General features: G+C 38.5%; 20 protein-coding genes. 11 read left to right on the top strand and 9 right to left on the bottom strand.

Going from position 1 to position 24,644, the window contains the following annotated elements:
* Window positions 1-18: 18 nt before the first annotated feature.
* The 5 genes from benC to ACPF64_RS10205 all read left to right on the top strand — a co-directional run bounded on the left by benC (window position 19) and on the right by ACPF64_RS10205 (window position 6,231).
* Window positions 19-1,035 carry a benzoate 1,2-dioxygenase electron transfer component BenC gene (gene benC / locus ACPF64_RS10225; RefSeq protein WP_426453054.1) on the top strand — a complete coding sequence of 339 codons (1,017 nt, stop codon included), beginning with the start codon at window positions 19-21 and terminating at the stop codon, window positions 1,033-1,035.
* 21 nt (window positions 1,036-1,056) lie between these two features.
* Complete coding sequence (locus tag ACPF64_RS10220) at window positions 1,057-1,842, top strand: 1,6-dihydroxycyclohexa-2,4-diene-1-carboxylate dehydrogenase (RefSeq protein WP_426453052.1); 786 nt, start codon at window positions 1,057-1,059, stop codon at window positions 1,840-1,842.
* Window positions 1,843-1,899: 57 nt separating this feature from the next.
* Window positions 1,900-3,093 (top strand): benzoate/H(+) symporter BenE, encoded by a 1,194-nt coding sequence (gene benE, locus ACPF64_RS10215; RefSeq protein WP_311075242.1) that lies wholly within the window; start codon window positions 1,900-1,902, stop codon window positions 3,091-3,093.
* Window positions 3,094-3,571: 478 nt separating this feature from the next.
* The gene (locus tag ACPF64_RS10210) at window positions 3,572-4,930 is read left to right on the top strand and encodes an aromatic acid/H+ symport family MFS transporter (protein WP_426453049.1); all 1,359 of its coding nucleotides are present in this window, start codon (window positions 3,572-3,574) and stop codon (window positions 4,928-4,930) included.
* A gap of 44 nt (window positions 4,931-4,974) precedes the next feature.
* Window positions 4,975-6,231 (top strand): OprD family outer membrane porin, encoded by a 1,257-nt coding sequence (locus ACPF64_RS10205; RefSeq protein WP_426453047.1) that lies wholly within the window; start codon window positions 4,975-4,977, stop codon window positions 6,229-6,231.
* A 99-nt stretch (window positions 6,232-6,330) separates the two neighbouring features.
* Here ACPF64_RS10205 and ACPF64_RS10200 read toward each other — a convergent pair whose 3' ends face one another.
* Together ACPF64_RS10200 and hrpA are read right to left on the bottom strand one after the other, a co-directional pair.
* On the bottom strand, window positions 6,331-7,437 hold the full coding sequence (locus tag ACPF64_RS10200) for a beta-ketoacyl-ACP synthase III (RefSeq protein ID WP_426453045.1): 1,107 nt from the start codon (window positions 7,435-7,437) through the stop codon (window positions 6,331-6,333).
* Between the two features lie 94 nt (window positions 7,438-7,531).
* The gene (gene hrpA, locus ACPF64_RS10195) at window positions 7,532-11,389 is read right to left on the bottom strand and encodes an ATP-dependent RNA helicase HrpA (RefSeq protein WP_426453043.1); all 3,858 of its coding nucleotides are present in this window, start codon (window positions 11,387-11,389) and stop codon (window positions 7,532-7,534) included.
* Window positions 11,390-11,741: 352 nt separating this feature from the next.
* Here hrpA and ahpC point away from each other — a divergent pair, with 352 nt between their 5' ends.
* Both ahpC and ACPF64_RS10185 read left to right on the top strand, forming a co-directional pair.
* Window positions 11,742-12,305: an alkyl hydroperoxide reductase subunit C gene (gene ahpC, locus ACPF64_RS10190; RefSeq protein ID WP_003652649.1), complete on the top strand. Its 564-nt coding sequence runs from the start codon at window positions 11,742-11,744 to the stop codon at window positions 12,303-12,305.
* A gap of 252 nt (window positions 12,306-12,557) precedes the next feature.
* Window positions 12,558-12,767 carry a KTSC domain-containing protein gene (locus ACPF64_RS10185; protein WP_004793625.1) on the top strand — a complete coding sequence of 70 codons (210 nt, stop codon included), beginning with the start codon at window positions 12,558-12,560 and terminating at the stop codon, window positions 12,765-12,767.
* A 50-nt stretch (window positions 12,768-12,817) separates the two neighbouring features.
* Here ACPF64_RS10185 and ACPF64_RS10180 read toward each other — a convergent pair whose 3' ends face one another.
* On the bottom strand, window positions 12,818-14,011 hold the full coding sequence (locus ACPF64_RS10180; RefSeq protein WP_426453041.1) for an alkane 1-monooxygenase: 1,194 nt from the start codon (window positions 14,009-14,011) through the stop codon (window positions 12,818-12,820).
* A 120-nt stretch (window positions 14,012-14,131) separates the two neighbouring features.
* Between ACPF64_RS10180 and ACPF64_RS10175 the strand changes: the two genes are divergently transcribed.
* On the top strand, window positions 14,132-15,181 hold the full coding sequence (locus ACPF64_RS10175; protein WP_426453039.1) for a helix-turn-helix domain-containing protein: 1,050 nt from the start codon (window positions 14,132-14,134) through the stop codon (window positions 15,179-15,181).
* Here the strand turns inward: ACPF64_RS10175 and ACPF64_RS10170 are convergent.
* Window positions 15,158-15,745 (bottom strand): O-methyltransferase, encoded by a 588-nt coding sequence (locus ACPF64_RS10170; RefSeq protein ID WP_426453037.1) that lies wholly within the window; start codon window positions 15,743-15,745, stop codon window positions 15,158-15,160. The genes ACPF64_RS10175 and ACPF64_RS10170 overlap by 24 nt on opposite strands.
* Window positions 15,746-15,790: 45 nt before the next feature.
* Window positions 15,791-16,009, bottom strand: coding sequence for a DUF1653 domain-containing protein (locus ACPF64_RS10165; RefSeq protein ID WP_057106805.1), 219 nt, complete (start codon window positions 16,007-16,009; stop codon window positions 15,791-15,793).
* A 268-nt stretch (window positions 16,010-16,277) separates the two neighbouring features.
* Between ACPF64_RS10165 and ahpF the strand changes: the two genes are divergently transcribed.
* Window positions 16,278-17,843, top strand: coding sequence for an alkyl hydroperoxide reductase subunit F (gene ahpF / locus ACPF64_RS10160; protein ID WP_426453034.1), 1,566 nt, complete (start codon window positions 16,278-16,280; stop codon window positions 17,841-17,843).
* A 174-nt stretch (window positions 17,844-18,017) separates the two neighbouring features.
* Window positions 18,018-18,362 carry a hypothetical protein gene (locus ACPF64_RS10155; RefSeq protein WP_005041903.1) on the top strand — a complete coding sequence of 115 codons (345 nt, stop codon included), beginning with the start codon at window positions 18,018-18,020 and terminating at the stop codon, window positions 18,360-18,362.
* Between the two features lie 59 nt (window positions 18,363-18,421).
* On the opposite strand, the gene ACPF64_RS10150 is transcribed toward ACPF64_RS10155, so the two are convergent.
* Together ACPF64_RS10150 and ACPF64_RS10145 are read right to left on the bottom strand one after the other, a co-directional pair.
* The gene (locus tag ACPF64_RS10150) at window positions 18,422-19,033 is read right to left on the bottom strand and encodes a glutathione binding-like protein (protein ID WP_003652661.1); all 612 of its coding nucleotides are present in this window, start codon (window positions 19,031-19,033) and stop codon (window positions 18,422-18,424) included.
* Window positions 19,034-19,240: 207 nt separating this feature from the next.
* Window positions 19,241-21,679, bottom strand: coding sequence for an ExeM/NucH family extracellular endonuclease (locus ACPF64_RS10145; protein WP_426453031.1), 2,439 nt, complete (start codon window positions 21,677-21,679; stop codon window positions 19,241-19,243).
* Window positions 21,680-21,824: 145 nt separating this feature from the next.
* Here ACPF64_RS10145 and trmB point away from each other — a divergent pair, with 145 nt between their 5' ends.
* Window positions 21,825-22,541 carry a tRNA (guanosine(46)-N7)-methyltransferase TrmB gene (gene trmB, locus ACPF64_RS10140; protein WP_004642023.1) on the top strand — a complete coding sequence of 239 codons (717 nt, stop codon included), beginning with the start codon at window positions 21,825-21,827 and terminating at the stop codon, window positions 22,539-22,541.
* A 158-nt stretch (window positions 22,542-22,699) separates the two neighbouring features.
* Here trmB and ACPF64_RS10135 read toward each other — a convergent pair whose 3' ends face one another.
* Together ACPF64_RS10135 and ACPF64_RS10130 are read right to left on the bottom strand one after the other, a co-directional pair.
* Window positions 22,700-23,434 (bottom strand): hypothetical protein, encoded by a 735-nt coding sequence (locus ACPF64_RS10135; RefSeq protein WP_426453029.1) that lies wholly within the window; start codon window positions 23,432-23,434, stop codon window positions 22,700-22,702.
* A gap of 123 nt (window positions 23,435-23,557) precedes the next feature.
* Window positions 23,558-24,457 (bottom strand): hypothetical protein, encoded by a 900-nt coding sequence (locus ACPF64_RS10130; RefSeq protein WP_426453027.1) that lies wholly within the window; start codon window positions 24,455-24,457, stop codon window positions 23,558-23,560.
* Window positions 24,458-24,644 lie beyond the last annotated feature (187 nt).

Raw genomic sequence — 24,644 nt, 5'->3', positions numbered from 1 at the left:
ATTTTGTAGGATACAGCCATGTCAAACCACAATGTTGCACTTCAATTTGAAGATGGTGTTACACGTTTCATTAACGTAGCTCAAGGCGAAACCTTATCTGACGCAGCCTATCGCCAAAAAATTAATATTCCTTTGGATTGCCGTGATGGTGCATGTGGAACTTGCCGCGCATTTTGCGAGTCAGGTCATTATGACATGCCAGAAGAAACCTATATTGAAGATGCATTAACTCCAGAAGAAGCTGAGCAAGGCTATATTCTTGCTTGCCAATGTCGCCCAACCTCAGATGCTGTATTTCAAATTCAAGCATCATCAGATGTTTGCAAAACCGCAATTCATAGTTTCCAAGGTACATTAGCTAGCGTTGAAAATTTATCAGATTCAACCATCACTTTTGATATTCAACTTGATGAAGGCCAACCGGATATTCATTTCCTTGCAGGTCAGTATGTGAATGTTGCAATTCCTGAAACTGGCGAAACCCGTTCATATTCATTTAGCTCAAAACCGGGTAACCGTTTAACTGGCTTTGTGGTCCGTAACGTACCGAATGGCAAAATGAGTGAATTCTTGAGTAAGAATGCTCAAGCTGGTGACAAAATGACATTTACCGGTCCATTCGGTAGCTTCTATTTGCGTAATGTAGCGCGTCCTGTGCTTATGCTAGCAGGCGGTACTGGCATTGCCCCATTTATGTCGATGTTACAAGTGCTTGAAGAAAAAGGTTCAGAACAACCTGTTCGTTTAGTCTTTGGCGTAACCAATGACTTTGATTTGGTTGCTCTAGAAAAACTCAATGAGTTGCAGGCGAAATTCCCATGGTTTGAATATCGAACTGTGGTCGCAAGCCCTGAAAGTAACCATGAACGCAAAGGCTATGTCACTGGTCATATTGAAAGTGAATGGTTAAACGGTGGCGATGTTGATGTTTATCTATGTGGTCCAGTGCCAATGGTAGAGGCTGTACGTGGCTGGTTAGAAGCTGAAAATATCAAACCTGCTAGTTTCTTGTTTGAAAAATTCTCTGCAAACTAACTTAAGGTGGGGAAGTTATCTATGTCAAATCATCAAAGATTTACCGATAAAGTCGTGATTGTTACAGGTAGTGCTCAAGGTATTGGCCGTGGCGTGGCCCTGCAAGTTGCAGCTGAAGGCGGCCAAGTCATCATGGCTGACCGCTCTGAATATGTTGAAGAAGTTCTCAAAGAAATTCAGAGTGCAGGTGGCGATGCTGTCACGATTAATGCTGACCTTGAAACCTATGCAGGTGCGCAAGCGGTTGTTGCAAAAGCCATTGAACATTATGGTCGGGTAGATATCCTGATTAATAATGTAGGTGGCGCGATCTGGATGAAACCTTTTGAAGAGTTTTCCGAAGAAGAGATCATTAAGGAAGTGAATCGCTCATTGTTTCCAACATTATGGTGCTGCCGCGCTGTGTTGCCCGCCATGATTAAGCAACAATCGGGTGTTATTGTAAATTTATCTTCAATTGCAACCCGTGGTATTAACCGTATTCCCTACTCGGCATCTAAAGGTGGTGTAAATGCTTTAACAGCATCTCTTGCTTTTGAACATGCCAAAGACGGAATTCGAGTCAATGCCGTTGCGACGGGTGGAACCGAAGCACCGCCTCGCAAAGTACCGCGTAACGCCAACCCATTAAGTCAAAATGAAAAAGACTGGATGCAGCAAGTGGTTGATCAAACAATAGATCGAACATTTATGGGCCGTTATGGCACAATTCAAGAACAAGTGAATGCAATTTTATTTCTTGCATCAGACGAAGCATCGTATATGACTGGATCGGTTATTTCGGTCGGAGGTGGAGATCAGGGTTAACCCTGATCTTTTTATATGATTGGGTAAATAACATGATTTGCATGGAGGCAATCACACATGGCAACCCTGTTAAAGACATTAAAAAATGACTGGTCTATATCAGCAACAGTTGCTGGCTTTCTTGCGGTTTTAATTTCTTACTCAGGCCCACTGATTATTTTCTTTCAAGCTGCTCAGCGTGCTCATGTATCCACCGATATGATGGTGTCATGGATTTGGGGAATTTCAATTGGTGCTGCTGTTTCAGGTATTTATCTTTCGATTAAATATAAAACGCCTGTCATAACCGCATGGTCTGCACCGGGTACTGCCCTGTTAGTGACGCTATTTCCAAACGTCTCGTTGAATGAAGCAGTAGCCGCCTATATTACTTCTGCCATCGTTATTTTTTTAATTGGCGTTACAGGTTACTTCGACAAGTTACTGAAGTGGATTCCCCAAGATGTCGCTGCGGGCATGATGGCGGGTATTCTTTTTCAATTCGGTATTGGCCTATTTACCGCATCTGATAGCATGCCCTTTATTGTTTTTAGCATGCTCATTGTCTTTTTAATTGCCAAGCGTTTAATGCCACGCTACACCATGATTTGGGTATTAGCTGCTGGGGTTTTATTAAGCCTCATTTTAGGAAAAATGAATCCAGTTGATGTGAGTTTTAGTTTGGCTATCCCGCAGTGGATTAGCCCAGAGTGGACATGGAACTCAACTCTTAACCTTGCTCTTCCTCTCATTTTAGTCAGCTTAACTGGTCAATTTTTACCGGGTATGGCGATCATGAAACTCAGCGGTTACGACACGCCAGCCAAACCGATTATTAGCGTTACCAGTATTGCCTCTTTAGCTGTTGCCTGCGTCGGCGGTATTACCATTGTGCTTGCCTCAATTACCGCTGCTTTATGTATGGGCAAAGATGCACATGAACTTAAAGAAAAACGATATATTGCGGGTATCGCTAATGGAATTTTTTATATTTTAGGGGGCTTATTTGCTGGCAGTATTGTCATGCTATTTAGCTTACTTCCGAAAGAGCTGGTTGCAGCACTGGCAGGTTTAGCCTTGCTTGGAGCGATTGCCACAAATATTTCTGTCGCTATGAGAAATGATAGTCAACGTGATGCTGCACTTATTACCTTTTTAGCGACAGCATCAGGCATGCATTTTCTTGGATTAAGCTCAGTTTTTTGGGGTATTTGCATTGGTGTAATCGCCCATTTCATTCTCACACCACGATCAACTCCAGCCACAAATTAAGTTTTTTATCTAAACACTCCAACCAAAATAAAGCCTCAATCGCCAAATCAGGATGCAAATAATTTGCTAACCCTGATTTGGCGATTTTTTATTGAATATAGATTAAATTTCATTTTTAAGATGAATTTCTAAAATAATTAAATAATAGACTTTAATCTCCTGTCTTAATATTTTCACTCCAATTCATAATATAAATTTAGCTCTATTTTTATCAGTGATTCTTAGCAAGAAAATCAAGAATAAAACACCAATAAAAACATTAAAATTCTCACCATACAATATTTACCATCATTTAATACAGATAATAAAACCCACTTCAATACTCAAAATAAATTCATATTTTTCAAATAATTAAATTAATAAAAACACAATACCTTAAAGACATAAAGATATATCAATTAGGTTTTTGACTCTAACTCAATAACAAAATAGTTTATTAAAAAATAACACGACACTTCACAAATTGGAGGTGAAGAAAATGGATACGAGCAAGGTTAATATTAATGAGCTAATTGATAAGGCCAGTTTTACTTCTTTTCATTGGAAAGTTTTAATCTGGTGCTTACTTATTATTATTTTTGATGGATATGATTTAGTCATTTATGGAGTAGCACTCCCTTTATTAATGCAACAATGGTCATTAACTGCGGTAGAAGCAGGTTTGCTGGCAAGCGCGGCTCTATTCGGGATGATGTTTGGTGCCATGATTTTCGGCACACTTTCAGACAAACTGGGACGTAAAAAAACCATCCTGATTTGTGTCACCTTATTTAGCGGATTTACCTTTATTGGTGCTTTTGCCAAAGGGCCAACTGAGTTTGCTATTTTACGCTTTATTGCAGGCCTAGGGATTGGTGGCGTGATGCCAAACGTGGTCGCACTCATGACCGAATACGCACCAAAAAAAATCCGCAGTACATTAGTGGCAATCATGTTTAGTGGCTATGCAATTGGGGGTATGACATCTGCTCTACTCGGCGCATGGCTCGTGAAAGACATGGGCTGGCAAATCATGTTTTTAATTGCGGGTATTCCCCTGTTATTGCTCCCACTGATCTGGAAATTTCTGCCTGAGTCTCTCACCTTTTTAGTGAAATCTAATCAGAGTGAACAGGCAAAAAGTATTGTCAGCAAAATTGCGCCTCAAACTCAGGTAAATGCCAATACACAACTGGTGTTAAACGAAAGCACAACAACTGAAGCACCTGTCCGTGCGCTTTTCCAACAAGGCCGTACCTTCAGCACATTTATGTTCTGGATTGCTTTCTTTATGTGCTTACTCATGGTGTATGCCTTAGGAAGCTGGTTACCTAAACTTATGTTGCAAGCGGGCTATTCACTAGGTGCGAGCATGTTGTTCCTGTTTGCACTCAACATCGGTGGCATGGTTGGTGCAATTGGTGGCGGTGCTTTAGCAGATAGATTCCATTTAAAACCCGTCATTACCATCATGTTTATTGTTGGGTCAGCAGCTTTAATTTTACTTGGCATCAATAGTCCACAATTTATTTTATATAGCCTGATTGCTATTGCTGGTGCTGCCACAATTGGTTCGCAAATCTTACTCTACACTTTCGTTGCACAGTTCTATCCGACAGCACTTCGTTCAACTGGCATGGGCTGGGCATCTGGAATTGGCCGTATCGGTGCAATTATCGGTCCAGTTTTAACTGGAGCCCTACTCACACTTGAGCTTCCTCACCAAATGAATTTCTTAGCGATTGCAATTCCGGGTGTGATTGCTGCTCTTGCAATATTTATGGTCAATCTAAAAGCCTCTGTTGCTGCACAGACTCCATCAACATTTAACACTCAAAACACGCTTACCCAGCAGTAAAAATACATGCGCCGAGGATTGGCGCATCTTTTTGGAAATGGATTATGGAATTATTACACCGCTTTAAGCCATGTGCTTTAACTTTCGCAACCTTAGTGTTGATGTGTGGCAATTCATTCGCTGCAAATCCAAATCAGCAGCCCGAAGATGAATGGAAATTCACTTTAAAGAATGCCTACATCAACCGTAATTTTGATAATGATGCACTCAAAGATACTGGTAGCTGGTCTCAGGCAGCATCTTTATTTTATAAATCGAAAATGCATGACACCCCGCTGCAAATTGCAGACAAACCTATTACGATTGGTGCAGATGCTTCTGTTCAATACGCCGTGCGCTTAAGTTCAGACAAGCATGTTGCAGACACAGTTTTGCCTTTTAATAAAGAAACTCAGTCACAAGCATCAGACTTTTTAAAATACGGCGCGACCTTAAAACTGGGTTATGACAAAACGCTTTTGAGTGTGGGTGAGCTTTGGCTAGACTTGCCTGTAACCGCTGTCGATGCCAGCCGACAATTGCTCGCTTCTTATTGGGGAACCAATTTAAAGTCGCAACTTTCAGATCAACTCTATGCTGAAATTGGTCGGGTTGAAAAAGTATCCCCACGAAATGAAGAAGACTTTAAAAAGTTTTCATTCACGGCAAATGGAATTACCAAAGAATCTGATGGCTTAAATTATATAGATCTGCGCTATCAATTTACACCGTCACTCAAGGGCGAGTACTACTTTGGAAATTTAGAAGATCTGTATAACAAGCATTATGTGGGACTTGAGCATACATGGAAGCAGCCAACTTTTGCCCTAACTTCCAAGTTTAAATACTTCAATGCAAAAGATGATGGCAACACTTTTGATATCGATGCACAAAACATTGGAGTACTAGAAACGCTCAAAGTAAAAAACCATACCTTTGGTTTAGGATACCAACAAATCATGGGTGAGTCAGCTTATCCACTACCGGATGGTTTCTTGCCGGAAACCTATTTCATTAACTGGAATGCTACTGGTTTCTTTAAAGAAGATGAAAAGTCTTACCATGTCATGTATGGCTATGACTTTAAAAACTATGTACCTGGTTTAAACGCAATGGTGAAATATGTGTATGGCCATGACTTTAAAGCAGCCAATGGTGAGAAAAACCACGAAACTGAGTCGAACGTGATTTTAAACTATGCGTTTCAACAGCCGTACTTAAAGGGCGTTGCCCTGCAATACATTCGCATTGATTACAACGTAAAACATGGCAATGATTTTGGTGAAGACCGCCTGTTTGTCAATTACACTAAAAAGTTTTAATAACTTTTGATTTAATTTAAGCGGGCTAATTTTAGTCCGCTTTATTATTTTTGAGCCATAAAAAAACGCCCTTACGAGCGTTTTAATCAAACCAGCAACTTAAGCAACGTGCTTTTGTACAACAATCGAACCTACTGAATAACCAGCACCAAAAGATGAAATCACGCCATACTCGCCATCATTCACTTCATGGCCTGTACGGTGTAAAGCAATAATCACACCTGCTGAAGAGGTATTGGCAAATTCATCTAAAATAATTGGTGCGCGGCTTAGATCTGCCTCTTTACCAGCAACATACTTCAAGATTAGTTCATTCATGTTGGCATTGGCTTGGTGTAACCAGAAACGCTTAATATCGTTTGCAGTTAACTGCATTTTTTCCAACTGCGCATTAATGATTTTTGCCACCAATGGACAAACATCTTTAAATACTTTGCGGCCATCTTGACGGAATAATTTGTCGTCAACTACAGCATCTTCGCTACGGTTTAAGAAACCGAAGTTATTACGAATGTTGTTTGAAAATTGAGTAAATAGATGAATATCTAAGATTTCAAAACCAGTTTTAGTCGTAGTCTCTTCAATAATAGAAGCAGTTGCAACATCACCAAAAATGAAGTGACAATCACGGTTACGGTAATCTAGGTGACCAGAGGTAATCTCAACATTCACCAATAAAACACGGCGAGCGCCTGAACGAATTGCATCTGCCGCTTGTTTCAAACCAAAAGTAGCAGCTGAACATGCAACATTCATGTCATATGCATAACCTTCAATACCTAGCGCCGACTGGATTTCAATCGCTACAGCCGGATAAGCACGCTGCATATTTGAACATGCCAAAATTACGACATCAATATCTTCAGCAGTAACCCCTGCATTTTCCATTGCTTGTTTAGCTGCAATAACGCCCCATTCGGCCTGAAGAGACAGCTCATCATTTGAACGCTCAGACAAACGAGGACGTAAACGAGTCGGATCGAGAATTCCTGATTTTTCGATTACGTAACGGCTTTTAATACCAGAAGCTTTTTCAATAAATTCAGCACTTGAACCACGTAACTCTTCAAGTTCACCAGATGCAATTTTCTCTGCATTGTCTTGGTTATATTGTTCCACATAAGCATTTAAACTGACGGCCAGTTCTTCATTAGAAATGGTTTCTGTTGGATGAAATAGCCCAGTACCTGTAATACGAATGCCCATGTAAAACTCCTAAAAAAATGAAAAGGGTCTGTTAATCTTTCATTTATAAATTGCGTTGTTCGCTAAAAACAACATAAACAGACCCATATCTATTTTAACTGATTCCCAAACGATCCCATAACTTTTGCAGTCGAGTTGGTGAAATAGGCATCTTGGTTTTCATCGGTTGAGAAAATAAAGAAATGCGAAACTCTTCCAACATCAAATACAATTCTTTGATTTTAGGATCATTTTTTAATTTAAACACCTTGTCCATCCATGGATCGACATCGTCAATTGCTGCATGATCTCGCTGTAGATTATTGGGCAATCGGTCTAAACGCAATAGCAGCGCTTTCAAATAACGCGGGTATTCCTGCCAAAGATCGACAGACTGGCAATAAACAAAATTGCCAAGTGACATTAAATCTAACTGATCTTCGATATCATCAATACTTCTCCCAAATATCTCTGGATCAAGCACCAAAAGCTGACGGCGAATTTGCTGCCATTGAATATAAATCTCGCTCAATTGCTCAAGAGCCTGCTGACCATAACTCAAAAATTGCTTTTTGACCTGTTCTAGCAGTTTATTAAATTCATCTGCATTAATTGGCAGAGTCGTAATTGCCATTTGCAAGGTTGCATAGACCAACATCTGCTCAAGTTTAGCTTTATCGCCCAAAGGTGAGTAAGCTAAAGCAAGCGGTTTTGAAATCTGCTTTTTCAATTGACGAACCAAGTCACCAAGTTGCATGTGTACCAGACGGATAATGCCTTCACGATGCTGTTTAATGGCTTCAGCCTGATCATTAAAAGTCTGGATGACAATACCAGAGTCATCTTTAGCATCAGTTTCAGCAAAAGCTTTGGTCGGCACTAAAGCCTGATATTGTTTCACAACAACACCTGTGACCTTGTGTGAAGCCTCAAAAGTAAAGTTGTCAGGGAAGTTTTTAAACTCACCTTTTTGCTGTTTTACTGGACGATGCGTTTCCACACGACAACGTGCTTTTAGCTCTGGCAGATCACGACCTTTGGCAATCAACTTACCTTTTTCATCAATGACTTTAATGAACGGCACTAAATATGGATCAATGCGTTCAAACGAGAAATCTTTGTCTGTAATTTGCTCGCCACGTAAGGCAAAAGCTAAATAACTAAAAATATGTTCACGTAAATGTACTGCATCAATACCCTGCATGAGCTTACGAGCTGTATCAGGAATAGGCACCACATTACGACGCTTGTCTTTAGGTAACGCTTTGAGTAAAGCCTCAATTAAGTCTTGGCGCCAGCCCGGAATTCCCCATGACCAAATATTTTCATCAACCTGAGGTAGTGCCTGAACAGGAATCTGAACAGTTGCACCATCTTCGTCATGGCTTGGGTCAAAATGATATGTTGTGGCTAAACGTAGCTGCCCATTATGCAGATGATCTGGAAATTGCTGCGTAGTTGGTCGATCATTGAGCCAAAGCGCATCATCCTCAACGAATAAATAACGCGGATGATTTGCTTCTACCGTCGCTCGCCAGTCTTCAAAACTACGACGGCTTGCAATTTCTTCGGGAATTTTAGAGGCATAGAACTGATAAATTGTTTCTTCATCAACCACCAAATCACGGCGACGCAATTTATCTTCAACTCGCTCCACTTCTTCAAGTTTAAGTAAGTTGTGTTTTAAAAATGGTGGAACCGTACCCAAATTACCTGTGGTTAATGCATCACGTAAGAAAATCTCATGTGCAGCAGGCTGGTCAACTTTTTCAAAATTAATTAACCGTTTTGGTTCAATAATTAAACCAAACAAAGAAATTTGCGCGTAGGCATTTACGATCCCCGCTTTCTTAGACCAATGCGGTTCAAAATAGTGATATTTCAACAAGTCACGTGCAGCGAGCAAAATCCATTCAGGATCAATTTTGGCCAAAGTACGTAAATATACCTGCGACGTTTCGACCATTTCGAAAGCCATCACCCAAGAGGTATTGGTTTTGTGCAAAGTACTTGCTGGAAAAACTTTTGCCTTTTGCTGACGCACTGCCATAAAGGTGTTGCGTTCATCTGTTTTATTGGCAATGAAAGAAAGTAACCCTGTCAGCAACGCACGATGCAAGTTTTCATAATTTGCATCTTTTTCATTAAAGCTGAGTTTTAAACCTTCTGCTAATTCAACCAATTGCTGATGCGTTTGTTTCCACTCACGTAAACGCAACCAACTTAAAAAATTCTCCTTAGCAAACTGACGTCGTTTATTTTCAGACATACTTGCCTCACCTTTAGGATTTAAAGTATCCCAAAGTTTCAAATAAAACAGAAAATCTGAATCTGCTTCTTTGAACAATGCATGCTTTTGGTCAGCCTGCATCTGTTTATCGGCAGGACGCTCACGCGGATCTTGAACGGCTAAAGCACTCACCACAATCAAGATTTCTTTGAGTACACCAAAATGTGCACCACCAATAATCATACGCGCTAAACGTGGGTCAATCGGCATACGTGCCATCATTTGCCCGACTTTAGTCAGCTCATTTTTCTTCTCATTCATTGCCCCTAACTCAATCAAGAGCTTTCGACCATCGTTTACAAGACGGAAATCTGGCGGTTCAATAAAATCGAAGTTTTCTAACTCACCTAAGCCCAAACTTTGCATTTGCAAAATAACGGAAGCTAAATTGGTTCGTTTAATTTCAGGTTCGGTAAATTCTGGACGGCTTAAAAAGTCTTCTTCGCTGTATAAACGAATACAGACACCGGCAGCAATACGACCGCAACGCCCTTTACGCTGATTGGCAGCAGCTTGGGAAATGGCTTCAATCGGTAAGCGTTGTACACGTGATCGATAGTTATAACGAGAAATACGGGCAAAACCGCTATCAATCACATAGCGAATATTTGGAACAGTAAGCGCAGTTTCGGCTACGTTGGTCGCAATAATAATACGACGGCCTTTACCACCTGGACTGAAAATCTTTTGTTGTTCAGAAACAGCTAAGCGCGCATACAACGGTAAAATTTCGGTATGTCTTGGCCCATACTTTTGCAAGGTTTCCTGTAATTCACGAATTTCTTGCTCTGTGCTTGAGAAAATCAGAATATCGGCATGTTCTGGGTGACCTTTTGCTTCAGCATCGGCAAAACATTCTTCAACAGCTTGTACCACTGCACGCGGTAGATTTTCTTCAAAATCATCAAATTCATCGTCGTCACTTCCGCCAATATTCATCTCTGAAATTGGGCGATAAAGCACTTCAACTGGATAACTACGCCCTTCCACTTCAAAAATAGGCGCATCATTAAAGTAATTACTAAAACGATTTACATCTAAAGTTGCCGAAGTCACAATCACTTTTAGGTCTGGGCGTTTTGGCAGTAACTGCTTTAAATAACCCATAATAAAATCGATATTGAGTGAGCGTTCATGAGCTTCATCAATAATGATCGTGTCATATTTAGATAAGAAACGGTCATTGCCTAACTCGGCAAGTAAAATACCGTCGGTCATTAACCGGACAATCGAATCTTGCGAACCTTGTTCATTAAATCGGATTTTAAAACCAATCGATTCGCCAAGCTTTTCGCCGACTTCTTCTGCAATACGCTGTGACACACTACGTGCTGCTAAACGGCGTGGCTGTGTATGACCAATCATACCTGTTAAGCCACGACCTGCTAACATTGCAATTTGGGGAAGCTGAGTGGTTTTACCGGAACCTGTTTCACCTGCCACAATAATGACCTGATGCTTTTGAATTGCATCAATTAGACGGTCAGCATATTGAGAAACCGGTAGTTCCTGATTTAGTTTAATTTCAGGTAAACGTGCAAAGCGCTGTCTTACTTTGGCATTAGATTGTTCAAATAATTTTTCAATCTCTGCTGTATTGGCTTTTTTATCTTTACGTAAACGATTTAAACGGTGACGATCTCTTGCCATCACCCACTGATCTATATTTAAACCATTCTGCACAAACAAACTTTCCTGAAAATACAACAATCCGCTATTTTACGCTTTAATGTGCATAAGGTAAAACAATTGGTTTTTGATATATTTTTAATTTTTTTACATTTTACCCTTGAATTCTCACTAACGAGACTTCATGTTGTTAGGCAAGTTTCTTTTACTATAACTGTCATTTGATTTACATGTTTTTGCAGTCAAATCGAGTACAGTATTTGGGGACTTAAAAATCGCAAATTTATCACTTATTCAATTTTCCGATTTTAGTCATGTAAAAATACTATTTCCCCAATAAAGAATTTTTATTTATTCTACATCTCGTAAACAAGTTTAAATATAAACCTCAATCATGGAGACAATGATGAGCTTGATTAATACTGAAGTTAAACCATTCCAAGCAACTGCTTACCACAACGGCCAATTTGTTGAAGTTAACGAAACTAACCTTAAAGGTAAGTGGTCTGTTGTATTCTTCTATCCAGCTGACTTCACTTTCGTTTGTCCAACTGAACTTGGTGACTTAGCAGACAACTACGCTGAATTCCAAAAACTTGGTGTTGAAATTTATGCTGTATCTACTGATACACACTTCACGCACAAAGCTTGGCACGACACTTCTGAAGAAATCAAAAAAATCCAATATCCATTAGTTGGTGACCCAACTTGGACTCTTTCTAAAAACTTCGACGTTCTTATCGAATCTGAAGGCTTAGCTGACCGCGGTACTTTCGTTATCGATCCAGAAGGTAAAATCCAAATCGTTGAACTTAACGCTGGTGGTATCGGCCGTGATGCGTCTGAACTTCTTCGTAAAGTTAAAGCTGCTCAATACGTTCACGCTCACCCAGGTGAAGTTTGCCCAGCTAAATGGAAAGAAGGCGAAGCAACTCTTGCTCCATCTATCGACTTAGTTGGTAAAATCTAATTTTTTAGATTAGACCAATACGTCTGAAACCACCCTTTTTAGGGTGGTTTTTTTATTGATTATTTTTATAAATCTAAGCCCTACTCCACACCGAAATTTTATAGCTAATTTTTTACAATTCTTATACTTATAAATTTATAGCAACATTCATTTATGAATTGTCAGTCTGCTTAACTTAGAGTACTGTCAAATGATGAAACAAAAGAGTTTTATATATGTATTAAAAGATCAAACAAAAGTAGGAGTAGTTATATGGAAAAATCTGTTGTTGTAACCTCTTGGAAATATGATGTTTCTTCACGCTATTTAAAAATTTTCTATAGCAATGGCTCAGGTGAGCTCTATCATCCCGTTCCAGAGTTTATCTACAATAATTTGTTACGTACCAATGATAAAACTGCATTTGTTCACAAATATCTTGAGTTTGATCTGCATTTTAACAGACTCCGTATTTCTGCTTAATTATAAAAAATCAGCCCGCTGGGGCTGATCTATTTTATATCTTTTGGCTATTAAGCCGCGTTATTTTGCTCAATATATTTCTTTAGCATTTTATCCTTCACATCAACATGCATATTGATTTTACTGAGGTTGCCCTTATAGTGCTCGACAACACGATCATCCATAATTTTTGACCACCAAGATGGAATAAATGCAGGCAAAATCATTGCACCATAACCTGCTGGTAATTGCGGCGCATCTTCAAAGTGACGTAAGGTCTGAAAGCTGCGAGTTGGATTGGCATGATGATCTGAATGGCGTTGTAATTGATACAAGAACAAATTGGTCACCACATTATTATTGTTCCAGCTGTGCTCTGGCAAAGTACGTTCATATTGGCCATTTTCTTTCTTTGCACGTTTTAAACCATAATGTTCAATATAATTCACCGATTCAAACAAAGTTACTGCATAAACGGCTTGAGTGACTTGAAATGGAATCGAACGCGTACCAAATTTCGTCAACATGGCTGCATGGTACACAGCAGACATCGCCCAGCCATGAATCAGCTCATTTTCCTTACAGAAGAAAGGCAATTTCTTACGTTCTAAACGATTCTTTTCAATTTCGATCGCCGACTTAAAGCTACCGATCACGGTACGTGGTAAAAATTTCCAAAAGGTTTCACCAAATTGTGAAGATGCTGGGTCTTCAGGTGTCGCAACGCGACGGTGGTGTCCATAAGGATGTTCAATTCGGAAATGGTTATAACCCGATGGCGCTAAAGCTAAATGCGATAAATAATGTTCAAGCTGTCCATTCTTGTGGCTAAGTTCATGGGCAGTATTAATAGCAATCCCATTGACCATTCCCACCAAAGTTCCCAGTAAAACCTGATCAGCAAGAGATGTATTTTTACGACTGGCTAAATATGCCCCATAGATATTGGTCGCATATTGCAAAGGAATAAAAAGTTTAACTATACGAGCGTAATACGGATCAGCTTCTAAATCCGCGATTGCATCTAATGGCGGATTTTCTGTGTCTTCACCAATCAATTTATCCAATGCTGGAATAACACCATGAAGAAATAATGGGCCAAATGAAGCGAAAAACTTTTTAGTTTTTTTAGGACCAAATTGATAGCCCGCTAGGCCACCCATGGCAATGGTCGGTACAGCCAAACCCAATAGCCATAAATGACGTTTTTTGTCCTTAAATGTTGTTGTCGCTTGCTCGACATCCAGTTGAGTATGCATATTCATTAGAAACTCCAATCAAACACAAAATGCTTTGCTTGAATTGATTGTGTTCCTTCATAGCTTCTCTATATTATCATTTCAAGACTTGCTATTATCATTTTAAGACTTTACTGAGTTTTTCTTGTGCAGAAGCAACAGATTCCTGTTATTCCATCACGTTATTATTTACGGCTGATTGAAATTTTAATCAGCACGCATCAATACAATAATGATTTGTTGGTGACGTTGCAGCAAGAACTGGCAAAAACAGAGTTATTATCGATTCAACAAATTGAACAATTCATTAAGATTGGTTTGAGTCTGCCCAATACTCAAGACTTGGCCTTTGAATTGGGTAAAAATATAAAACTCAGCTCACATAGTCTAGTGGGCTATGCGCTAATGACTAGTCCTAATTTGGAACATGCACTTAGACTGATTGCCCAATATTTTAGACTGATTATGCCGAGCTTTAAGCTCAGTATTGGATTTCCGACCAATCAGCAAAAGGTTGAACTATTATTCGAACCAATTTTGCAGATGAATAAGCAATGTTTGGCCTTTCATATTGAAGCGATTGCCGTGGCGTTTTACTACAGCTTGTTAGAATTGGCAGGTCAGCAATTACAACGCTACCAAGTGTATTTGAGTGTTCCAGAGCCTAGCTATCAAGAACGTTACGTATCCTTAGTGAAAGCCAATTTCCACTTTAACTATACGTGGCTTTCAGGTATACGCGTAGTAATTGATCAGCAACAATTGGCACTGCCCTTGCCTTTAGCTGATGCGCATAGTTTAAAAATAGTTGAGCAACGCTGTCAGGAACAAATCCAGAAGATCTATCATCAAGGTGAAATTGTTGAATGGGTCAGCATGATGTTACGGCAAGCCAATCAAGTCCCAACCCTAATGGAATGTGCCAAAGTATTAAACATTTCTACCAAAACCCTACAACGCTATTTGCAGCAACAAGGTGTTGAGTTTCAAGCTTTAAAGCAGCGGATCAGCACTGAACGTGCCATTGATTTATTAGAGAATTCTGCCTTTACCATTACCCATATTGCCTATGAGCTGGGGTATTCCAATCCTGCCAATTTCACCCGTGCATTTAATAAAGTACAGGGCTGTAGTCCGCAAGCTTATCGGCAAGAATATCTAAAGAAAGTGAACCTACTTCAGAACCACCATACATAAACCAGCACCTACCGGCAAAATACTGCTCATAAAGTTTTGATCATTTTTGATCAACTCCAGAAATGACTTTACTTCAGCGGCATGTGAAATGACGTTATCAATAATGAGTACGCCACCTTTTGGCTTGATCAAACGTTTTAAATCTGGCCAATAATTCTCATAAGCATGACGCTCGGCATCTAACAAAATAAAATCAAACGTTTCCTGCGCTTCTTTTAAATAATCAGCTGCATCGCCTACCCAAAATTGAACGATTTCACTAAGCTCTAACTCAGCAACATGGCGTTTCGCCTCAGCACTTCGCTTTGCATCAATTTCAACTGTAGTCACCTGCCCACCAGTTGCCTGAGCGGCTTCAGCTAACCATAAAGTTGAGTAACCCGTTGAAGTACCAATTTCTAAAATTGACTTGGCTTGCTGCATGCGAATAAATTGCGACAATAGTTTTGCAGACTCAGCCTCAATATTGCGATAACGCAGCAAGCGATCTGCCTGCTGGGCATCATGCCGTTTAAAGGTGTCATATAAATCTGCAACTCTTTGTAAGAAAAAAGTATTTGGCATATATTCACCCTTTAAACTCGTTATTTTATATGACAGCCGTTTGAGTTAGGTGCTTTGAATTAACTTAAACCGCGGTACGATACTCCCATCAGCCAATTGAACCGTTTCAGTAAACATATCTAGTGGACGCACCCAAGTTGAATAGTCACCATAAAGACACTGATAAACGACTAACTCCTCTTCAGTCTCACTGTGTTTTGCCACAGAAAAAACTTGATAGAGATTACCTTTATAATGCTGATAAATGCCGCGTTGCAATGACATGAAAGTACCTTTTAATGTTATGACATAAAATCTTTACAGCCATATAACATATATAAATTTTAAAATACTTTCACTTTAAAAGATAAAAAAGAGTAATAAAGGACACTTAAAGACAAATTACCGCTTTAAATTATTGATATTGTTTATGAGTACCACACTACATTTAAAAAACCGATCAAATCTATAAAAACATACTGTTTTACCTATTTTGTGTTTTAACGTACTATGCATCTATTGAAAGAATTTGGATGTATTGGAGTAAAAACAGATGTTAGATCAAAACATTAAAACTCAATTAAAAGCTTACCTAGAACGTTTAGAAAGTCCAATCGAATTAGTTGCTGCTTTAGATGAATCAGATAAAGCTGCTCAAATTAAAGAGCTGGTTACCGAAATTGCTGAACTTTCTGACAAGGTCACTGCCCGTTTTGATGGCAACAATACACGTCGTCCAAGCTTTGGTGTGGCTAAAGCCGGTGAACAACCTCGTGTGTTCTTTGCCGGCTTACCGATGGGCCATGAGTTTACATCTTTGATCTTGGCACTGTTACAAGTGTCTGGCTATGCTCCTAAAGTGTCTGATGAAGTGCTCAACCAGATTAAAGGCTTAAACCTCAAAGCTGACTTTGATGTGTTTGTATCGCTAAGCTGTCATAACTGTCCAGACGTGGTACAGGCGCTTAACCTGATTGCGATTTATAACCCGAACACAACTGCAACCATGATTGATGGTTCATTCTTCCAAGACGAAGTAGAACAACGCAAAATCATGGCGGTTCCAATGGTGTTCCAAAATAATGAGCACATTGGTCAAGGTCGTATGACACTTGAAGAGATTGTGGCAAAACTCGACACCAACTCAGCTGAAAAAGATGCAGCGGCATTGAATGCCAAAGATGCGTTTGATGTGTTAGTGATTGGTGGTGGTCCTGCGGGTGCAACAGCTGCCATCTATGCAGCACGTAAAGGCATTAACACAGGTATCGTGGCTGAACGCTTTGGTGGTCAGGTCATGGATACCATGGACATTGAAAACTTCACTTCTGTGCAGAAAACTCAAGGTCCTAAGTTTGCTGCCGAAATGGAAGCACATGTTCGTGAATACGATGTTGATATCATGAACCTGCAACGTGTAAGCAAAATCGTTGGTGCAGATCAAACAGCAAATGGTCTGGTTGAAGTTGAACTCGAAAATGGTGCAAAGCTTGAATCGAAAACAGTGATCCTTTCAACAGGTGCACGTTGGAGAGAAATGAATGTACCGGGTGAGCAAGAATACCGTACCCGTGGTGTCGCGTACTGCCCACACTGTGATGGCCCTTTGTTCAAAGGCAAACGTGTTGCCGTGATTGGTGGTGGTAACTCGGGTGTAGAAGCTGCGATTGACCTTGCAGGGATTGTTGAGCATGTGACTTTGGTTGAGTTCGATACTAAACTCCGTGCTGATCAAGTCTTGCAAAACAAACTGCATAGCTTGCCAAACACAACTGTGATCATGAATGCCTTAAGTACAGAAGTGTTAGGTGATGGTTCACAAGTAACTGGTCTTAAATATAAAGATCGTGCCACTGATCAAGAGCATGTAGTTGAGCTTGCTGGAATCTTTGTACAGATTGGTTTATTACCAAACACTGACTTCTTAAAAGACAGTGAAGTTGAGTTAACCAACCGCGGTGAGATCATTGTGAATGACCGCAACGAAACCAATGTGAAAGGTGTGTTTGCTGCGGGTGACTGTACTACAGTTCCGTACAAACAAATCATTATTGCCACAGGTGAAGGCGCGAAAGCATCACTCTCTGCTTTTGATTACATCATTCGTTCGGGGCAATAAAATTTAGTCAAACCAGTACGATTTAACCCAAGCCTAGCATTACAAAATGCTAGGCTTTTTTAATATTAGAGTTACAACTCTTTAACAATTTTCGATCTTTATTAATCAGTTAGTTTATGTTTATATTTTAGACATCCATAATTTTGGATGCCATAAATTAGAAGGAAAAACACAATGAATAAATTACTTGTTGCTTTAGGTCTTGCTGCGACCGTTGCTCTTGTTGGATGTAATAAAGATAAAGCTCCAGAAACAGGTGCGACAACGGGTGAACACTTAGAAAATGCTGCTCAACAAGCAACTGCAGATATCAAATCTGCTGGTGACAAAGCTGCAAGCGATATTGCCACTGCAACTGATAATGCTACTGCAAAAATTGATGCTGCAACTGACCATGCTGCTGATGCTACCGCTGAAGCTGCTGCAAAAACTGAAGCGACTGCTCGTAAAGCAACTGCTGATACAGCTCAAGCTGTTGAAAATACCGCTGCTGAAGTAAAAAAAGATGCTCAACACTAATTGTCTTTAACAAAAAAAGCCCCTATTTATTAGGGGCTTTTTTTGGCTTTTAAAATCTTTTATGAAATTAGACCTTCATCACGCATGGCAATTTGTACAGATTGACGTTCTGCTACTTTATTACGTAGTGCAATAATATGTTTATATGGCGTTAAATCATGCTCAATTGAATTTGACCAGTTTGTTAAAACAAATAGATAAGCATCTGCTGGGCCAAAATTATCATTTACTAAATAATCATAATCAGATTCAGCCAAATAATTATCGATATATTTTAAAAGACGATCAATTTCTGCATAAGCTTTGGTTTTTTCATCAGTTGTTAAAGGCGCCCCAAAGAAAACTGCATAAGCATCATGTAATTCAGAGTTTAAATACCCCAACCACTCCAATACTTTCGCACGGCCCATCCCAGATGGAGGAATTAAATCCTGCTTAGGGTCATGTTGAGCAAGAAACGGTAAAATCGCAACATTTTCAGTTAGCATTAAACCCGGGTTAATTTCTAAAGCAGGTACATATCCTTTTGGATTAATCTCGTAATAATCTGCGCCTTTTTCTGTTTTATGAGTTTTTAAATTTACCCGTTCTAAGTCAAAATCAACATTAATTTCATTTAAAATAATATGTGCAGCTAAAGAACATGCGCCTGGCGAATAATATAATTTCATATCTGATCCTTGTTATCTCATATTAACGTTTTAAATTGCTTCTAGAAAACCTGCAAGGTTTGCACAATTCTTTAATTGTAAAAAAGCGTAAACTTATAAAATACTTACACCATCTAATATTCTTGAAAAAGTCATTCGTTGCAAGTTGTCTTGCGTGACGATTGTTTAAAATATGATAAAACACATTTGCGTCACGCAATTTTTCCGTTAATTACGCTTAAAAAGCTGGCTAAGCCAGTTCATTAATTCAGATAAGAAATCAAAAATACCATTTTTCTTATCATCGTTAGGATGGCTTGAGTCTTTTCCATTTAAATCGAGGTCTACAATTACTGGGTCGTGGTCCGAAGAACGATAAGCATCTTCACCATAGAATAATGCCTTTTGCTCATCGGTTTTATATTCTTCGTTGTAATCTAGAACTGTTGGCTCATCTGCATTGATATGCCATGCAAAGGTTCTCACAACTTTTGGATATAAAGCTGCATCAGCAATTGCATGGTCTAAGTTACCTGCTCCACCATTACCGTTGGCATCGCTCGCAACCCCATATACATAACTATATGCTTGAGTACCCTGACCGATTTTAGCGTCGTTAAGTAAAACTTTATAGTTCGCTTTTTCAAACGACAAAATAGGTTCTTCTTTTGCGTAGCTGTTCATATCCCCGACAAGTAAAGCATTTTGCTTAGGCACTTGAGTTGGATTTTTCGCTAACCACTGCACAATTTGATCAACTGCTTTTACACGAGTCGGGTTCCAGCAACCTTGACCATCTTTCTGGTCTACATCACTTGAGTTAGCATCAACTCCGCTACAACTTTTTGATTTCAAGTGGTTTGGAATAACAGTAAACGTTTTATTACCACGAACCGCTTGGAAACTTTGAGCCAGTGTTGTTCGGTTCTTGTCGCCCAAATCAAGCACAACAGGCTTATTTAAAGGCTTAACACGCTTACTGTTATAAATAATAGCAACCGCAATTGCATCACCACCTAAACGGTCTAAATTTTCAGGAACAACGTATTTCCAATCGCTACCTAAAGCTTTGGTCAAATTAGCAATAGCACTGTCTGGGCCATAACCATTGTTGGCAATTTCCATCAAACCGTATACATCGGCATCAATCGCTTTGAGTGCACTCACAATTTTACGATGCTGTTTGTCAAACTCAGCTTGCGTTGTCGCACCACGCTCTGTTGGAAAACCTGTTGCGCCATTGTCATAGTTCAAAACGTTAAATGAAGCTACACGAATGTGATTAGCATTTTTAGTAAGGACACTTTGACGAGGGTTTGGTTGAGTAAGAACCTCAGGTTGATTGCGCCCAAGCACAGGTTGCACACGCCAACCATTAAAACGGTACTCTAAAATACCTTCAGCATTTTTAAGTTGATAACCCGAACGTAGCGTATTGGCAGCACTAAAATTGCTTGGTAACCAGGGTGTACGGTTTTGATTGTTATAACCATCATCAAAAATAATTTTTGATAATAAGTTTTTCTGAGCTAGAGCCTTAGCTTCAGGAGATAGCGCAGGATATAAGTTGGTTGGAATATATAAGCGGCCTAAACTTAGCGAAAGTTCACCATAGCGACCATAATTGTAGTTCTCACTCACCGTTAAAGTCTGAGGTAATTTGACCAACATCCCTTGATAACGCTGCGGTGAATTAATTGAGCCACCCGTTAAACTAGCAAACGGAAGTTCAAGGCTAATCGGCTGAACCTGATTTGCCATATTGCTATTACAGGTTTGAATATCTTGTTGTAATTGATCTATCTGTAGCTGATTTTGATAGCTCGTTAAACGGCCACGTAAAATAACCTCATCGCCAACTTGCCCACCTTTTACCGCACTACTATTTGGAATATAAACAAAAATAGCATTGCTGACATTTGCACGTGCTTTTGTGTCTGGGGTCTGAACATAAAAACCAGAGAATCCATTGGCATAACGATAGTCAGCTGTAATCACACCACGCACAGTATAAGTCTGGTCTTGAGTTGCTGCCGCCAAGTCAGCAATAGATGTATCTGAGCTCGAACAACTTACTGTTTCAACAGGAGGCTGAGTAGTAGATCCTGATAAATTTGAAAAGTCATTTCGGTTTGTCCAAGCCGACCATGAATGATCCAAATCAAATGCTGCGGTTGCATCAACACTTAAAGCTGGGTTCTCTGTTTCAATACGCTTAAAACTATTTCCCAAGCTTGAAACTGCCGTCCCCCATCCCGCTGCTGGACGTTCACCAATCCGGCCAAAACGATCTACAGGTGTACCTTTGTAAACGAGTACGACTGCATCATCACCATTAAAAGACAGTGCTGCCACCTGATTAACTTTACTTCCAAGCTCTGTTTGCAACTCAGAGCGACCCACCAAAAACTTTTGCTTACTGGTTAATGATCCTTCTAAACGGAAAGTTGCCGTCTTTGCTGTACCACCATTATTAAATTGTTGAATCTCATAATCGGCTAAATTAACTGTAGCGCCATCTGGATTATAAATTTCCAAGCCTTTTTTATTGCTGCTGCCATCAACATATTGACTAAACATCAGCTGTGCTTGAGCAACTGAGCTATATGAAAATGCACCTAATGCACTTAAAAAGACCGAAAGTGTTCTTAATTGAAAAGTTTTCATGAGTAAAAGTGTTCATATGAGTTTTAATTAGTCTCTTAGAGTAAATATTGATCATGACATCTACATGAAGAAAAACACCGAAACATTTGACTTGATCCCATGAAGACTTAAAATACCGCATTTGAATTTCAATATTGCCAAGGTTATGTCGATCGATCAGTTAGAAACGCAAATTGCAGACTTAGACAATTTGCCTGAACACCGTGAAATTGTGACGTTTATGCGTCGTTCAGCACCACTTAATACGTCTCAACGCACGGCATTAGAACAACATCGCGATTTAATTTTGGAATATCCTGTTGGCGACTTACGTCAACACTTCGAACACCCAGAGCGTCCATTAACTGTTGAAATCGGTTTTGGTATGGGTCGTTCGTTAGTACTTATGGCAAAAGCAAATCCTGAACGTAACTATGTGGGTATTGAAGTGCATGTACCTGGTATTGCTCAATGCTTGTATGAAGCAGGTATAGCAGAAGTTAAAAACTTACGTGTACTTGATGCAGATGCAATTCAGGTTTTACGTGAAATGCCAGACAACAGCATTAACTGCGTACAACTTTACTTCCCAGACCCTTGGCAAAAGAAACGTCATTTCAAACGTCGTTTTGTTGCCCATGAGCGTATGCCATTGGTTGAACAAAAGCTTGAGCTTGGCGGTACATTCCATGCTGCAACAGATTGGGAACCGTATGCTGAATGGATGTTAGATGTATTAGACAACCGTCCAGACCTTGAAAACTTGGCAGGTAAAGGTAATAGCTACCCTCGTCCAGATTGGCGCCCAGTCACTAAGTTCGAACGTCGTGGTATTGAGTCAGGTCATAAGATTAATGACTTTATCTTTAAAAAGATTAAGTAAAATTTAACTATTAGAGACAAAAATGAAGGCATTAAATATTAGTATATAATGCCTTTTTAAATTAGCGTAAATCATATACCTCAATATATTTTTAAATTACATATATATTAATAATTTAAGTTAATTATCAACATATTCATTTTCTAGTATTTTTTGACTTAACTTCTAAAAGGAGCCACGTTCCAGACATCCAATAAGCGCCAAATTGCATTATCAATCTCTTGCCACTCTTCCCAATTATTTAAATTTGTTTCCCATTGAACCCATATTCCCCCATATTTATTAGGTTCATAACTATTTCCATAAATTTGAATAAAATGATTATCACTAGTATTTTCCGATGCTAATACATCTAAAAAAACCCCAGTAACATCTTTATTTTTTGAATATCCATAACAAAAAAAAGCTTTATCAGATATATTTCTTTTATAACAATCCAAACCATTTTTTTTAAACTTTGATTTAAGATTTACATATTTAGAATTAAAGTTATTTAGCATTATTTTATGAGTATCTAATTTCTGCTCTCGCATATCTATAGTTAGACCTTCAATCTTAACTCGCACTTGATCTTTATGATCCGGTATATACCCATCTGTAGCCTCAAAACTTGAGTTTCTTAAAACTAGATTAAATTGCAATTGCCGATTTGAATCAGGCATTGGTAAACTATCTATCTCTTTTTGAGTGATTGAAGCAAATTTTTCAGGTATATAACTTATTGGAAACTGGCCTAAATAATGTTCTCTTTCTGGGCGATAAAACTCTGAATCAAATTGATCAGAAATATGTATTCTACGTTCTCCTAATTTTGCTTTAACAACTAAATTATTATTTTGTTTCCATATAACAACATCCCCCTCTTGAGGTATATTGGCTTTTTCTTTATTCATACATCCTCCTAAAAATAAAAAGTACATAAACAATAAATTTTTCTTTAGATATGACATTAGTTAATCTCTAAAATTATCAAAACTTCTAAATAGTATTAAAATTATAAAATAGCAAAAATCTAATTAATATAATTTATTTCTTTTTCTTAATGAGATATCTTCACCACTTTGAGTTTCACTAGAGTTAAATACTTGCTCTTCTTCTGAAATAGTGCCACATGCAGTTACCAATATTCTCCTCACAAATGGATATATATCTTTTCTTAGAGAAGCCACACTCATACGTACCCCATATCTTTGGATTTGTTCTGGCTCATTAAGTGCTAAATTTTCATATAACTTCATAATATAAACAGCATCAATATCTTCACCGCTAATTTGATCTAAATTTAGTTGGGGTTCTTTGGTGCTATATAATTTTTCACCTTCTTTCATTCTTTTCATATTCCCTACTATTTTTAAATCTGTTGCTTTAATCGCTTTAAGAATTTCTTTATTATCACAACAAAGCTTGTTAAATGAATATGCTTCTACACTATAATTTCTATTACTTATTTTCTTCAAACTTGAAAGTGGATAAATCACTCCACCTAAAATTATTATAGAATAATTCATTGGCAAACTTTTCAAATAACCAATATCCACACTATTATCTTTTGTCCACAAACTTTTTAAATTATTCTTATTTTCGCTTAAATCTTTGCATTTTCTTTTATATTTTTTACAATTTTTATTATTATAATAATCCTGCATTGTTGCTACTGCTACAACATCCATATTCTCTTCAAATGTTTTATCTATTTTTGCAGTACTTATCACTTTAATAATTTCCTCTTTATCATTAAAATTAAATTTAGAAACATACATTACATGATCATCCACATTAAATCCTTCACGACCATCTCTAATCCAATGTTCCATTTCTATAGCCAAAAAATCTGCTTTTAAATTTATTAACTTTTCTTCATCAGTAAGATATTTATTCTCACTTGTACAAAATCCTTTTTCTTTATTTTTATTCATTACATATTCGTGATATTTATTATTAATAAAATCAAATATTACGAAAAACATCAATATAGCAAAAAAAATATTTTATATTTCTTCATTTTAATCCCCATTCAAACTCAAGTAGATAGTTTGACTTTTAAATAAGCCAAAAAGCTAATTAAAACACTATACGAAATCATATAATTCAAGCCAAAACAAC

This window comes from Acinetobacter sp. KB005 (assembly GCF_049949095.1).
GTDB lineage: Bacteria > Pseudomonadota > Gammaproteobacteria > Pseudomonadales > Moraxellaceae > Acinetobacter > Acinetobacter calcoaceticus.
The sequence above is the reverse complement of the archived record's forward strand: the minus strand, read 5'-3'. Positions and strand labels throughout refer to the sequence as shown.

Coding starts and splice junctions, on each gene's coding strand:
- benC (WP_426453054.1), top strand. CDS start 19: ATGTCAAACCACAATGTTGCACTTCAATTTGAAGATGGTGTTACACGT.
- ACPF64_RS10220 (WP_426453052.1), top strand. CDS start 1,057: ATGTCAAATCATCAAAGATTTACCGATAAAGTCGTGATTGTTACAGGT.
- benE (WP_311075242.1), top strand. CDS start 1,900: ATGGCAACCCTGTTAAAGACATTAAAAAATGACTGGTCTATATCAGCA.
- ACPF64_RS10210 (WP_426453049.1), top strand. CDS start 3,572: ATGGATACGAGCAAGGTTAATATTAATGAGCTAATTGATAAGGCCAGT.
- ACPF64_RS10205 (WP_426453047.1), top strand. CDS start 4,975: ATGGAATTATTACACCGCTTTAAGCCATGTGCTTTAACTTTCGCAACC.
- ACPF64_RS10200 (WP_426453045.1), bottom strand. CDS start 7,437: ATGGGCATTCGTATTACAGGTACTGGGCTATTTCATCCAACAGAAACC.
- ahpC (WP_003652649.1), top strand. CDS start 11,742: ATGAGCTTGATTAATACTGAAGTTAAACCATTCCAAGCAACTGCTTAC.
- ACPF64_RS10185 (WP_004793625.1), top strand. CDS start 12,558: ATGGAAAAATCTGTTGTTGTAACCTCTTGGAAATATGATGTTTCTTCA.
- ACPF64_RS10180 (WP_426453041.1), bottom strand. CDS start 14,011: ATGAATATGCATACTCAACTGGATGTCGAGCAAGCGACAACAACATTT.
- ACPF64_RS10170 (WP_426453037.1), bottom strand. CDS start 15,745: ATGCCAAATACTTTTTTCTTACAAAGAGTTGCAGATTTATATGACACC.
- ACPF64_RS10165 (WP_057106805.1), bottom strand. CDS start 16,009: ATGTCATTGCAACGCGGCATTTATCAGCATTATAAAGGTAATCTCTAT.
- ahpF (WP_426453034.1), top strand. CDS start 16,278: ATGTTAGATCAAAACATTAAAACTCAATTAAAAGCTTACCTAGAACGT.
- ACPF64_RS10155 (WP_005041903.1), top strand. CDS start 18,018: ATGAATAAATTACTTGTTGCTTTAGGTCTTGCTGCGACCGTTGCTCTT.
- ACPF64_RS10150 (WP_003652661.1), bottom strand. CDS start 19,033: ATGAAATTATATTATTCGCCAGGCGCATGTTCTTTAGCTGCACATATT.
- ACPF64_RS10145 (WP_426453031.1), bottom strand. CDS start 21,679: ATGAAAACTTTTCAATTAAGAACACTTTCGGTCTTTTTAAGTGCATTA.
- trmB (WP_004642023.1), top strand. CDS start 21,825: ATGTCGATCGATCAGTTAGAAACGCAAATTGCAGACTTAGACAATTTG.
- ACPF64_RS10135 (WP_426453029.1), bottom strand. CDS start 23,434: ATGAATAAAGAAAAAGCCAATATACCTCAAGAGGGGGATGTTGTTATA.
- ACPF64_RS10130 (WP_426453027.1), bottom strand. CDS start 24,457: ATGAATAAAAATAAAGAAAAAGGATTTTGTACAAGTGAGAATAAATAT.